The sequence below is a fragment of the Phytohabitans houttuyneae genome (assembly GCF_011764425.1).
In the GTDB taxonomy this organism is placed as follows: domain Bacteria; phylum Actinomycetota; class Actinomycetes; order Mycobacteriales; family Micromonosporaceae; genus Phytohabitans; species Phytohabitans houttuyneae.
On the sequence record NZ_BLPF01000002.1, the window covers coordinates 1,462,840 to 1,475,233 of the forward strand.

The window sequence follows — 12,394 nt, forward strand, 5'->3', positions numbered from 1 at the left end:
ACGTCAACGCCTACACCGCCTGCCGGACCCCGCAGGCGGCGCCCGCGCCGTCACTCGCGCTGTCGAGAGCCGCCGGTCGGCGCGGGCGGCGCTGGCCGTCCACGCGTTGCGGCTACGGCACGTTCCCAGGCTCGACCCACTGTTGAAGGAGAATCGTGAAACACCGTATGCAACACCGTTGGCGTCTGCTGGTCGCGGCCGCGGCTGCCGTCGCGCTCGCCGTGGCCGGCTGCGCCGATTCGAGCCTCGACCCGGACCGTGAACACAGCGACGGGGTGATCCGGATCGGTCTGGTGTGGCCGACCTCCGGTGTCTACAAGACGATCGGAGACGACCTCGCCCGTGGCTGGCAGCTGTACCTGGACAGCCACGGCGGAAAGCTCGGCGGCCACCGGGTGCAGACGGTGGTGGTCGACGAGGGCAACGGCCGGGAGCTGGTTCGTCCCGGGATCAAGAAGCTGATCGAGCAGGACAAGGTCGACGTGGTGGTCGGCACGATCACCTCGGACGCGGTCGAGGTCATCCACCCGGAAACCACCCGGAAGAAGATCCCGTATGTGGCGACCGGTGGCCGACCCACCACCATCTCCGACGTCACCTGGACCTGGCACACCTCGTGGCAGAACAAGGACGCCGGTAACGCGATCGCCGATTTGCTACGCACCACGGTGAACGGGCCGGTCTACGCGATCGGCCCGGACTACATCGGCGGCAAAGACCAGGTCAACGGGTTCGTCGAACCGTTCGTCAAGGCGGGCGGGAAGCTGGCCAACCCGGACGGCGCACCGCTGTGGACGCCCTACCCGAACACGACGAACTTCCTGCCGTACCTGAACGCGATCGCCGCATCGCCAGCGAAGGCGGTGTTCGCGTTCTACGGCGGCGGGCTCGGGGTCGAGTTCGTCAAGCAGTACGCCCAGGCCGGCTTGAAAGACAAGCTGCCGCTATACGCGGCCGGGTTCACCACCGAAGGTGCCGTCCTGCAGGCGCAGGGCGCGGCGGCGGACGGGATCTACACCTCGCTGAACTACGCCCCGGACCTGGATAACGCGCCGAACCGCGCGTTCGCCACCGCCTTCCAGCGCAAACACCAGACGGTTCCCGATCTGTACAACGTGACCGCGTGGGACGCCGCGTTGCTGCTGGACCGGGCGATCGCAGACGCCGGCGACACCCCGACCAGCGCGTCGATCAACGCCGCGATCGGCCGGCTCGGCGCGATCGACAGCCCGCGCGGCCCGTGGCGGTTCGGGGCCAAGGAGCATTCCCCGATCCAGACCTGGTATCTGCGGCAGGTCCGCGCGGACGGCCGTGGCCGGGCCAACGTCGTCGTGCAAACGCTGACCACCCTCGGCCAATAGCCCACAGCCTCCCCGCTTTCGGTGAAAGGACCATCCGCATGCACGACATCAGCGCGGGACCCGTTGCGGGCTCGTCGCGGTACGCCTTCGACAACGCGGACGAGCAGGGACCGCGGATGCTGGGCCTGCTGGCCGGGATCCTGGACGGGCACAGCACGAGCGTGTTGGCCGGCCCGCACGTCAGGGTCGGGCCCGGCTGGCGGTGTCTGGACGTCGGCCCGGGCGCCGGCAGCATCACCGGCTGGCTCAGCGAGCGGGTCGGCCCGGACGGTGAGGTGACCGCCCTGGACCTGCAGCCCGATCACGTGACCGCCGGCGGGAACGTGACCGTCACCCGCGGCGACGTCCGCTTCATCGACCTGCCGAAAGACTATTACGACCTGATCCATTTTCGGCTGGTGCTGGTCCATCTGTCCGACCCGGACCGGGTGCTGGAACGGGTCATACGGGCGCTGGCGCCGGGTGGGCGGCTGGTGGTCTCGGAGTGGGACGTGCTGTCCCGGCAGCGCTGGCTGCTGCACGCCACCAGCGAGCAGGCCGCTGCGGCGTTCGACGCATTTCAAAAGGCACTGGCGCGGGTCCTGCGGGCCAACGGCGCCGACCTCGGCTGGGCCGCCCGGGTTCCGATCGCGATGCTCACCTGCGGGCTGGAACTGGTGCACAGCGTGGCGTTCAGCGAGCTGGCCACGGGTGGGGAACCGGCCTGCCTGCTGCACGAGAGCAACTCGCTGCAGCTGGAGCGTCAGCTGGTCGGCACTGGCCTGGTCACCGCCGACCAGCTGACCGTGCTGCGCGAGGCGATGTGGGACCCGCAGACCCTGGCCTACAGCTACCAGATGTTCACCACCGTCGGCCGCCGCCCCGACCTGGGCTGCCAACGCACCGACCGGTAGCCGAGCCGGGTCTGACCTGACCCGGGAACGACAAACAGAAGTGGGGAGGCGAGGTGGCAAGGCCACCACGGCACGCCAGCCGGTACCGGAGCACACCAGGTATCGACGGGCAGGATGCAACCCCTGCAACCGGCCAACGACGGCCGGCCCTCCACTGTGGACGTAGCTGGGTGGGGTGGGTGCGGTGACGTATGCGGTGACCGCCTTGGACGGGCTCGCGTTCGGGCTGCTGCTGTTCACGGTCGCGGCCGGACTGAGCCTGATCTTTGGCGTGCTGGACATCCTCAACCTCGCCCACGGCAGCCTCTACCTGGCCGGCGCCTACTGCGCCTACCTGTTCAGTGACGGCAGCCTTGCCGGCCTGGCCGCCGCCCTCGCGGTCGGCGGCCTGGCCGGCGCCGCCGCCGGCATCGTCCTGGCGGCCGTGACCCGCCCGCTGACCCGGTACGGGCACCTCGCACACGCCCTGGCCACGCTAGGGATCGCGTTCCTGGCCGCGGACGCGTTCACCACCGTCTTCGGCGGTGCCCCACTGCCAGCCGATCCACCCGACGCCCTGGCCGGTAGCGTACGGCTGGGCGTGCACGGCTACCCGGTCTACCGCCTCGCGTTCATCGCGGTCGCCGCCGTCATCGCCATCGCCGTCCATCTGATCATCACCCGCACCAGGGCAGGCGCGCTGGTCCGGGCCACGGTCAACGACCCGGCGATGGCCGCCGCCACCGGCGTGCCCACCGGCCTCGTCCAGACCGCGGCGGTGGCGGGCGGAGCGGTCCTGGCCGTCACCGGCGGCGTGCTCGGCGCGCCTCTGCTCGGCCCCGCACCCGGGGTCGACACCACTGTGCTGGTGCTGTCGCTGATCGTCGTAGTGATCGGCGGCGCCGGGTCCATTCCCGGCACCCTGGCCGGTGCGCTGCTGGTCGGCCAGGTCCAAACCCTCGGCGCCCTGGCCGCCCCCACCACCGCACCCTTCACCCTGTGCGCCGTCCTGCTGCTCGTGCTGACCCTGCGACCCCGGCAGGCGGTGCGGCCCATATGACCTGCACCCGAGCGGCCGACACCGCACCCGCCCTCCCCGGCAAGGCAACACATTGGTGGGCCGCCAGCCGTCTGGTGGTCGCCGCCGCGGTGCTGGCGGCGATCGCGCTGCCCGCGGTGGTGGACGCCTACACCGTCTCGATCGCCAACACCGCCCTGGTGATGGCCGTGCTGACGATCAGCACCCACCTGCTGGCCAATGTCGCCGGCCTGCCCTCGCTGGGGCAGGCCGCCTACCTCGGTGTCGGCGCCTACACCGCCGCCCTGCTTGGCGCTGCCAGCTTGACCGCCGGCCCGCTGCTGCTGGTCGCCGCCGCGGCCGCCGGTGCCGTGGCCAGCGCGCTCACCGCGCCGCTGCTGCTCCGCACCCGGGGCACGGCGTTCCTGATGACGACGTTCGCGGTCGCCGAGCTTGCCCGGACCACGGCGAGCTTGTGGGCGGACGTGACCGGCGGTGACGACGGCCGGCACGCCGCACCCGTTGCGCTCTGGTCGGGTGGGCCGCTGTTGGCGGCGGACGGGCACGTCTACCTGTACCTGCTGTCCGTGTTTTTGCTCCTGGCCGTGGCGATGGCGGTGCTGCTGCGCAGCCGCCTGGCGGACATGGTGCGCGGGTTCGCCGACCACGAACCGCGTCTGCAAGGCCTCGGCTACCGATCCGGCGGCATCCTGCTGGCCTGGCTGACGATCGCCGGTGCGGTGGCCGGCCTCGCCGGTGGCATGCTCGCCGCCGCCCACCAGTACGTGTCCCCGGCCGACCTGAGCCTCGACGTGTCCGCTCTGGCGCTGCTGGCGGCCGCGATCGGGATCGGGTCGATGCGCGGCGCCGTCGCCGGGGCCGTGCTCGTCGTGGCGGTCCGCGATCTGGTCGGTGTCCACACCGCCGGCCACGCCCTTGCCCTGCTTGGCCTGACCTTCCTGGCCGTCGCCTACCAGCAACCTTTGCGTGCCCGCCTGCACACCATCCGGAGCCGGCGATGACCACCCTGCTGGAGGTGAAGGGTGTCGGCCGCCGGTTCGGTGAGCTCGCCGCTGTTACGGACGTGAACCTGACGGTTGCCGCCGGCGGCCGGCATGCAGTGATCGGACCCAACGGTGCCGGCAAGACCACCCTGCTCAACCTGGTCGCCGGGACCCTGCCCGCCTCCACCGGCCGGATCCTGCTCGACGGCCTAGATGTCACCGGTATGTCAGTTGCTGGCCGGGCCCGGCAGGGGATGGGCCGGACCTGGCAGCACCCGGCGACCTTCGACCGGCTCAGCGTGGCCACCAACCTCGCCTTGGCCCACCAGCGCACCGGCTGCCCCGACCACGGCACCCGCTGGCCGCGCCCGCACCAGCCACACACCTGTGTCCGAGAGCTGGCCACCGGCGCCGGTCTCGCCGATCACCTGTTCACCGCGGCCGGCACGCTGTCGTACGGGATGCGGCGCCGGCTCGAGGTCGCGATGGCTCTGGCCGCCCGACCGCGGCTGCTGCTGCTGGACGAACCCACCGCCGGGCTGACCACCGCCGAGATCGACGCCCTCGCCCAGAGGCTGCGCGATCTGCCCGCCGCGACCGGGCTGCTGTTGGTGGACCACCACATCGACTTCGTCACCGCTGTCGCTGACACGATCACGGTGCTGCACCACGGGCAGCAGGTCACCACCGGCACGCCCATCCAGGTCCGCGGCCACGCCGAGGTGCAACGCGTCTACCTCGCCACCGATCCGGGCGGCCCGGCCACAACGCCGCCATGGGAGGCTAACCCGCCAGCCGATAGCCAGCGGCGGGTCCTGCGCGTCGACGGCCTGAGCGCCGGCTACCACGGCGCGGCCGTGCTGAACCAGATCGACCTGCAACTCGGGGCCGGTCAGGTGGTGGCGGTGGTGGGCCGCAGCGGCGCCGGGAAAACCACGCTGATCAACACGATCGCCGGGCTGCACCCGGCCCGCTGCGGCCGGATCACCGTCGACTACACGACCGTGACCGGCGCCGGCCCGAGACGGCGGCAGCAGTACGGGATCGGCCTGGTCCCGCAAGGCCGCCGCCTCTTTCGAGATCTGAGCGTCGCCGAGCACCTGGCCGTGCCGCAGCCCCGCCACCAACGCGCGTGGACAACCTTCGGCGCGGACCAAATGTATGAGCTGTTCGGCGCGTTGGCTGGCAGGCGCCGGCACCGGCCCGGCGAGCTGTCCGGCGGGGAACAGCAGATGCTGGCCATGGCCAGAGCGCTGGTCGGCAAACCCCGGGTGCTGCTGCTGGACGAGCCATCCGAAGGACTCGCCCCCACGGTGATCGACGACCTCGCCCGCATCATCACCGACCTGTCCACCGGCCATCAGGTAGCGGTGCTGCTCGCCGAGCAGAACCTGCCACTAGCCCTGCGCGTCGCCGACCAACTGTGCGTGCTGCACGAGGGCCGCATCGCGCTGCAGACCACGCCAGCTGCGGTCGCCGCCGACCCGCACCTGCTGGACCCGTACCTCGGCGCCGCGGCCGTCACCACCACGGAGGCGGCATGAACCGTCATCCCGTGACCGAGCTCGTCACCCCACGCGTCGACACCATCCACCACTGTGGACGATGCGGCGCTCAGGCGGTGTGGGACGAGCTCCACGGCTGGATCAAAACCTACCGCGACGACACCGCCCAGCCAGCGGCCGGTCCTGGCCCGGTAGGTGATGGGGGTCTTTGCTGTTCGCGCCCGCCGTCTAATACGACGCCTCGAGCGGTGCGACGCGCAGCCCTCACCCCGCGAGCTGACCTTGCCGACGTCGGGGCACGGTGGATGGCGGCGGCATCCCCCATGCCGCCGCCATCCACACCCGGCACGGCAGGGGGCCGGTGATGGCAGACATGGACGCCCTGGCGTGGCCGCTGGCCGGGATCACCTTCTGCCGTACCTGCCAGCAGCCGTGGCAGGCTCATCCGGCCGGCCGCGACCGGCGCTTCTACCTGTGCCCCGAATGCCTCGACCTGCACCCCGCGCAGCACATCGAACACCTGATCGCGGCGGTCACCGCCGAACGGGACTGGATCCGCAAACAGCACACCAACCATCCAGGTTCAGCCGGCCCGTTACGGCTTGAGATCGAACGACTCGTCGCGCGGATCATCGTCGCCGCAACCGACCCGGTGATCGAGGTGTGGTGGCGGCCGGCCGCCATCGTGCCCGCGCACAGCCCCTGGCTCGGCTTTTGGACAGGTCCCTGGCGCCCATGCCTCGACCGCGGCCCGCCCGTTCCACACCGATAACCCCGCCCCGCCTTCCCCCAGTCAGCTGCAGATGGAGCCGTTCGTGTTGACGTTGTCGGACCCGTACGCCGTGGTGTGTGCGGGCGCCCTGTTCGCCGCACCGACCGCGGTCGGGGGTAGGCCATCATGACCCGACCAACGGCCGCCGCCGAGCGCCGCGCCGACCGTGGGCGGGATGCCCGGGTGCCGTGGCGGGTGTGCCGGGTGTGGGACCACCTGACCGACGGGTTCGAGACCTGCCGCGCCGACCGGGAGATGGCCCGGCAGATGGAGACGGTCATCCCAGGCGTGCGGGAGATGGCGCGCGCCAACCGAGCCTTCACCCGCCGCGTCGTCACCACCCTCGTGGCCGCCGGCGTCGAACAGTACCTCGACCTGGGCTGCGGCACGCTCTCGGCCAACAGCGTCCACGAAACCCTGATCGAGTATGGGCCGGCGGCCCGGTCGGTGCATGTGGACATCGATGTGGTCGCGGTCGACCGGGCCATCGACCGGATCACCGACAACGGCCGTGCCGGCGTGGCGGCGGCGATCCGCGCCGACCTGTGCACACCGGCGACCGTCTTCAAGCATCCGACGGTGCGGCGGCTGCTCGACTTCGACAAACCCCTCGCGGTCATCGCGGCCGGTGTGCTGGCCCACTTGGATGACACCGCGGCGGCCGGGCTGCTGGCCACCGTCCGCGAGCAAAGCGTGGACGGCAGCTTCCTGGCCCTGACCCATCCCACCGCCGACGTCCACGCCGAAGTCAACGCGCTGACCACGATCGGGGCCTGGCCACGCAGCCGCACCCACGTCGAGCAGTTGCTGGCCGGTTGGCAGCTACCCGAGCCAGGACTGGTGTGGGCGTCGCAGTGGCGGCCGGGCGTCGCCCCGAGCGACCCGTCACCAGCCGGGCGAGGCGCCCGATATCTGCTCGCCGCGTTGGCCGCGACCGCGGGAGGCGAGCGGTGAGGGCCATCGGTCCCAGGACGGCGACCGGCCGTCCGCGCTGCGTCGGTACGCCCAGCCGGGCGAGGGCAACGGCCCGGTGGGGGTGACCTGGTGAGTGGGTCCACTGGCGTGGTGAGGGCGGCCGCGGTTTCGCCAGCGCCGGCGAGGCGGTGGCTGGCGGCGGCCTCGGCGGGCGCGGTGGGTGGCTTGACCCAGGCCGCCCGCGTCGGCCAGCGCACCCGGGAGGTCGCAGCGGTCCGAAGACGTGCCCGGATGAGGCAGATGGCGCCGAGGTTTACCGAGAGGATCTGGTGAGGACGATGGCTGTGGAGCCGGCGCCTGCGAAGGCGGTGGTGACGGTCCGGTCGGGGGTGGACGCCGCCGTTGGTGATGGCGGTGCCCTGACGGAGCAGGTTGATGCGCTGGCCCGGCTGGTGCTGGCCGCGTGCGTGGACACCCGGGAAGGTGTCTGGCTGGTCGAGGATCGCAGCGCCCGGCTGGGCGTGTTCGCCGGGTTGTGGCCGGCGGTGATCCGGTACGCCCTCACGAGCGGGAACGTCGACGTCGCTGTCGATAGCGGCGGTGACACGGTCGGGATAGGCATCTGGGTGGACAGCGAGCGGGAGGACCCCGACGCCGTTGAAGGGCTACTGACCACGCTGTGCGGTCGGTACGCGGACCGGTTCGGGCAGTTCGAGGCGGCCCGCACGACAGCGCCGGCATCGGCCGGGTCGGGACAGCGGTCGGTGCGGTTGGTGTTGCTGGCGGTGGCTAGAGGCCGGCAGGGGCAGGGGATCGGTACCGCGTTGCTGCGGCATCGACACGCCGTCCTAGACCGTCAAGGGGTGCCGGCGTACGCGGCCGCGACCTCGTCCGGGTTCCGGGACCTGGCGGTCCGGCACGGCTACCAGCCGGACGGGCCGGTGACAGTGTTGCCCCATGGGCCGTCGGTGTGGCTGCTGGCCCGCCGCGGGCAGCCGGTGGCGACCGAACCCGGCGACGACGACACCGCCCACCGGGCACACGTCGGGCCGCTCACCACGGCTGAGCCGGGTAGCTGACCGGTCAGCATTCGCCGCACCAACCCGCCGGTGGTTCGCGCCGGCCAGCATCCACCCCGCATCTTGTACGGAAAGGCGCATTACCGCCCGATGTTCATGCCCCAGGCTCACACACCGGCTCCGGTCGCAGACCCTGCGCAGCGGGACACGCACCTGCACAACGTGCGGGAGAAGCCGCAGGCCGGTCTCGTGGCTCGGCGACGAGGCGTTCGCCGCCACCACAGCAGGCGCCTGCCAGGTCGTTGCCCGCACCGGCAGCGTGGCCATCGCGGTCGACCTGCAAACCCCGTCACCGACCGGACGTTGCTGGGCCCGGCTCGCCGCGGAACTCGTGACCAGCCACGCCCTCGCCCAGGTGGCACCCCGACGACCACCACAACGATCCATAGTGGAGCGGCCGCTCGGGTGGGTTGCAGCCCGACCGGGGCTGCTCGGCCAGCCCGCGGTGGCAACCGTTGTGGCCGACCATGCCGCGAACCTCACCCAACCACGGTCACCGGCCCAGGCAGTGGTGTCCCGACGAGTGCGGGGGTGCCGGCGAGCTTGGGCACGCGCTTGCCGCCGCACCTGGCCGTCACCTCACGTGCCGGTCAGCATCGCCGTCAACGCCCGCGCGCACTGCACGTGTCCGCACCCGGCTACCGCGGCCGCGGTTGCCGAGATGCCTGTCTACCGGGGCATTCGACCGCGTCGGTCAAGCCGTCGGGTGGATCCACCGGCGGCTGGCCATCCACAGTGGACTTGGCAGAGCCAACGCCAGACCGGAAGGAAGACCTAGATGTGAATTACGCCGCCGACGACCATGCGCGTGATCGCTGCGACGGGAGTGGGGCCAGGCCGACCTCAGCGGTGGTCGAGGGTGCCGCACGTCGGGGTCTGGTGCGGGCGGCGCCGGCCGGAGTCGTCACCCGCGTTGAAGGGCTGCTGGCCGGTGCCTACGCGTCCACGGCGCTGGCGGGATGGCTTGTTCCGAACCAGCGGTCCCGTGCCCCGCTCATCCAGGCATGGATCGGCCTGTGCCTGGAAGCCGCGTTCGAGCGTGGTCACGTTGACATGCCGCCGGGGCATCGGGTGGCGACGGTGTGGCTGCCGGGGCCCACGACGGTGGGGTCGAATTGGTGGGAGCGGCTGGCGCGGGCGACCGCGCCGTTCGCGGACCAGTTCGTCAATCTGCACCGTCGGCTGGCCGACGCCGCGCCTACCGGGCTGCCCTACCAACAGCTTGCTTTCGCCGCGGGCCAGAACGGGATCCAGGGCCAGGGCTGGGGAACCTTGCTGCTGCGCCGTCGGCTGGACGTTCTGGACGCCCGGCAGGTCCCGGCGTACGCGGTTGCGGTCGACCCGAACAGTGTGCGTTGGTTGAGCCGACACGGATTCGGGGCGCACGGGCCACCGATTGCCCTTCCTGCGCATGGCCGGTCCGCAGTGGGTGGTCGTGAGCCGCCACCACGGCTGGGCGTGACGCTGCAACCGCTGTGGCGGCCACCATCCAAGCCACAGCGGCGCGGTCCCTGACCGGGCCGCCTCCCGATGGCGGTGATGCCTGCCGGCACTCCGGTGGCTGACATCGCAGTTGACCGCAGCCCTCAATGGCTTTGCGTGTGGCCTGCGCGCAGGGCGGGGCGGTGGGCGGCTGAGGAACGCCGTGCTGTCCAGACCTGATCCGACAAGACTTGAAACGGAGCTTGCTCGCATGGAACTTTTGTCTGCCTCATCCCGCCGGGGTCGCATCGCAGTCGCGGTGGGGGCTGCTCTGGGCGTCGCCGCGACGGTCGGCGCGGCCGCCATACTGCGAGCCACGTTGTCCGACGCCCCCACCCAAGCGGAGGCAGCATCGCCGTCGGCGGCCACCCCGGCAACGACGGCCGCGGCGGTCGTCGCCGCGACCGGTCCGGCCGGTCCGCAGCCGGTGGCGTGCATGGCGCAGCTCGCCGACGCTGTCGCTGCCCGGCCCGCGGAGACGGCCGCCCTGGGCCGGTACTGGGCGATCCACAGCCGGTGGTGGGGCGAGGACATGGCCGCCAGCGGCGGCAGCACCGTGGTGACCGCGGCGACGTACGAGTCGAGGCTGTGGCGCGCGTCGGACGGCAGCGGCCGGCAGGACGTGATCGCCATCCCCGGCGAGAACAGCCGTCCGGACAGCAGCAGCACCTACACCGCCGGCGGCCTGGCCGGCGTCCTCGCCGAGCCGATCGAGACCCGACCGGCCGTGCTGGCCGCCCAACTGCAAACGCACTCGCCACCGCAGATGGGACCGCAGTGGGTGTTGCGGGCGATCGCGGACGTCTACCACACCCACGCCACAGCGCAGCCGGTACGGGTGGCGCTGTTACGGGTCCTGGCGATGCAGACCACCGGGCTGCAATGCGAGGGCGGCTGGAAAGACCGGGCGGGACGGCAAGGTATCGCGGTCGCAGTCAACTCCAACTCCGACAGCACACGCGATCGGCTGATCTTCGACCCGGTCACCGGTGCCCTGCTGGCGGCCGAGGAAGTCACGCTGATCAACCCGCCGGCGCTGCGGGGGCCCACGCCCCGTACCCAGAGCTACTGGCTGCTGCTGCAAGCGCGTCACGTCAACGACCTTCCCGCAGGCAGCGCAGGGACCGGCAAGTCAGGGGAGCGGTGATGCGACACCACCGACTGTCCGCCGCGGCGGGCACCAGCATCACCGGCGCGGCCACCACCGCTGGCGAAAGGGATGGCCGACGTGCCTGAGCGGGAAGTGCAGACGGACCCGAGTACTGACGGTACTGGTCAGGTGCGGTTCGGCCCGACCAATGACCTGCCGCCTGACCCGTCGCCGCAGGCATCGACCGCTGCGAGCGGCCCGGCTGCGGGACCGCCGATCGGCGCTCCACCGGCCGCGGTGCAGATTCCGGCATCGGCGAAACGTCCGGCAAGCGCCGGTCGACGTCGAGCGATGGTGGCCGCCATCACCGCCGCCGTTGCGGTGGCGGCCGCCACCGGCGTGGCCGCCGCGGGCATCGCTGGCGGACCATCCGAGGACGCCAGCCCCGCTGCGGCTAACCAGGTAGGCGTCTCGGCAGCCTCGTCGGCGCCTTTGCCGCTACCGGCGACGGCTCCGCCGGGGCCGTCGATCGGCCCGGGTTCGCCACGCCAACAGGCCCTGGCCTTCGCTGGCAGGTTGCGCCCGGCGGCCTCCGATGTCAGCCGCGGCCCGTACAGCTATCTGGAAACCCGGCAGTGGGGACATCAGGCATTCCCGGACGGGGACGGCCGGTTGCCGCCGTCGGTGCAGCGGATCCAGTGGTGGCGGAGCCTGGCCGGGGCAGGCCGGCAGGTCACCTGGGACGAAACCGACGGCGGCTGCCGACAGGACGGTGGCGACACCCGCACCAGCGGCGGCATGGAAGGCCCGGCCGGCATCGCCGGCCGGATCGCCGCCGACCCAGATCGGCTGCGCCGGCAGCTGATGGCCGGCTCGCTGCCGCAGGAACGCCGCCCGCGACACGTGGTCAGCGTGATCATGTACCTGCCCGACTGGGGCTACCTGGACCGGTCGGCACGGACCACGATCGTTCGCCTGCTGGCCGAGCAGCCCGGCCTGCAACCGCTGACCGGCGTGACGGACCGGGCTGGACGGCCGGCGGTGCGGGTCGCGGTCCGAGACACCGACAGCCTTGGCACCGTGTTGGACGTCGTGCTGCTGCTGCACCCGGTCAGTGGGCAGCTGTTGGCCAGCTACGACGAGGTCGTCGGCGCCGCCGCCAACACCGATCCGAACTACCTGACCAACCTGCACGGCTACCGCCTCTACCTGGACCAGCGACGCACGCCCACCACGCAACAGCCCGCTGCCGGCTGCGCCGGACCCGCAACGACGCCGGGCCGGACCCGATGACCT

General features: G+C 71.8%; 12 protein-coding genes. 11 read left to right on the forward strand and 1 reads right to left on the reverse strand.

The features are described from left to right. The first annotated feature begins 167 nt into the window (after positions 1–167). The 10 genes from Phou_RS30060 (at position 168) to Phou_RS30105 (ending at position 11,155) form a co-directional block, all read left to right on the forward strand. The gene (locus tag Phou_RS30060) at positions 168–1,361 is read left to right on the forward strand and encodes an ABC transporter substrate-binding protein (RefSeq protein ID WP_173064764.1); all 1,194 of its coding nucleotides are present in this window, start codon (positions 168–170) and stop codon (positions 1,359–1,361) included. 38 nt (positions 1,362–1,399) lie between these two features. Further along, positions 1,400–2,254, forward strand: coding sequence for a class I SAM-dependent methyltransferase (locus Phou_RS30065; RefSeq protein ID WP_173062033.1), 855 nt, complete (start codon positions 1,400–1,402; stop codon positions 2,252–2,254). A gap of 184 nt (positions 2,255–2,438) precedes the next feature. Further along, positions 2,439–3,293, forward strand: coding sequence for a branched-chain amino acid ABC transporter permease (locus Phou_RS30070; protein ID WP_246273956.1), 855 nt, complete (start codon positions 2,439–2,441; stop codon positions 3,291–3,293). Further along, positions 3,290–4,273 carry an ABC transporter permease subunit gene (locus tag Phou_RS30075; RefSeq protein ID WP_173062036.1) on the forward strand — a complete coding sequence of 328 codons (984 nt, stop codon included), beginning with the start codon at positions 3,290–3,292 and terminating at the stop codon, positions 4,271–4,273. The genes Phou_RS30070 and Phou_RS30075 overlap by 4 nt, the downstream gene beginning before the upstream one ends. Then, entirely contained in the window at positions 4,270–5,799 is a 1,530-nt protein-coding gene (locus Phou_RS30080) for an ATP-binding cassette domain-containing protein (RefSeq protein ID WP_173062039.1), read from the forward strand. Before Phou_RS30075 ends, Phou_RS30080 begins: the two co-directional genes overlap by 4 nt. Positions 5,800–6,124: 325 nt before the next feature. Then, on the forward strand, positions 6,125–6,532 hold the full coding sequence (locus Phou_RS30085; RefSeq protein ID WP_173062042.1) for a hypothetical protein: 408 nt from the start codon (positions 6,125–6,127) through the stop codon (positions 6,530–6,532). Positions 6,533–6,658: 126 nt separating this feature from the next. Continuing rightward, on the forward strand, positions 6,659–7,486 hold the full coding sequence (locus tag Phou_RS30090) for an SAM-dependent methyltransferase (protein WP_173062045.1): 828 nt from the start codon (positions 6,659–6,661) through the stop codon (positions 7,484–7,486). A gap of 299 nt (positions 7,487–7,785) precedes the next feature. Beyond that, positions 7,786–8,526, forward strand: coding sequence for a GNAT family N-acetyltransferase (locus Phou_RS30095; RefSeq protein WP_173062048.1), 741 nt, complete (start codon positions 7,786–7,788; stop codon positions 8,524–8,526). Positions 8,527–9,306: 780 nt separating this feature from the next. Next, the gene (locus Phou_RS30100) at positions 9,307–10,041 is read left to right on the forward strand and encodes a hypothetical protein (RefSeq protein WP_173062051.1); all 735 of its coding nucleotides are present in this window, start codon (positions 9,307–9,309) and stop codon (positions 10,039–10,041) included. Positions 10,042–10,267: 226 nt separating this feature from the next. After that, positions 10,268–11,155, forward strand: coding sequence for a hypothetical protein (locus Phou_RS30105; protein ID WP_173062054.1), 888 nt, complete (start codon positions 10,268–10,270; stop codon positions 11,153–11,155). A 128-nt stretch (positions 11,156–11,283) separates the two neighbouring features. Here the strand turns inward: Phou_RS30105 and Phou_RS51390 are convergent, their stop codons facing one another. Beyond that, positions 11,284–11,514 carry a hypothetical protein gene (locus Phou_RS51390; protein ID WP_218579268.1) on the reverse strand — a complete coding sequence of 77 codons (231 nt, stop codon included), beginning with the start codon at positions 11,512–11,514 and terminating at the stop codon, positions 11,284–11,286. A gap of 160 nt (positions 11,515–11,674) precedes the next feature. Here Phou_RS51390 and Phou_RS30110 point away from each other — a divergent pair, with 160 nt between their 5' ends. Next, complete coding sequence (locus tag Phou_RS30110) at positions 11,675–12,391, forward strand: hypothetical protein (RefSeq protein ID WP_173062057.1); 717 nt, start codon at positions 11,675–11,677, stop codon at positions 12,389–12,391. The last annotated feature ends 3 nt before the right edge of the window (positions 12,392–12,394 follow it).

Excerpts from the sequence above, each read along its gene's own strand:
- Phou_RS30060 (WP_173064764.1), top strand. The coding sequence starts at position 168 with ATGCAACACCGTTGGCGTCTGCTGGTCGCGGCCGCGGCTGCCGTCGCG.
- Phou_RS30065 (WP_173062033.1), top strand. The coding sequence starts at position 1,400 with ATGCACGACATCAGCGCGGGACCCGTTGCGGGCTCGTCGCGGTACGCC.
- Phou_RS30075 (WP_173062036.1), top strand. The coding sequence starts at position 3,290 with ATGACCTGCACCCGAGCGGCCGACACCGCACCCGCCCTCCCCGGCAAG.
- Phou_RS30080 (WP_173062039.1), top strand. The coding sequence starts at position 4,270 with ATGACCACCCTGCTGGAGGTGAAGGGTGTCGGCCGCCGGTTCGGTGAG.
- Phou_RS30085 (WP_173062042.1), top strand. The coding sequence starts at position 6,125 with ATGGCAGACATGGACGCCCTGGCGTGGCCGCTGGCCGGGATCACCTTC.
- Phou_RS30090 (WP_173062045.1), top strand. The coding sequence starts at position 6,659 with ATGACCCGACCAACGGCCGCCGCCGAGCGCCGCGCCGACCGTGGGCGG.
- Phou_RS30095 (WP_173062048.1), top strand. The coding sequence starts at position 7,786 with ATGGCTGTGGAGCCGGCGCCTGCGAAGGCGGTGGTGACGGTCCGGTCG.
- Phou_RS51390 (WP_218579268.1), bottom strand. The coding sequence starts at position 11,514 with ATGCCCGCGGCGGCCACGCCGGTGGCGGCCGCCACCGCAACGGCGGCG.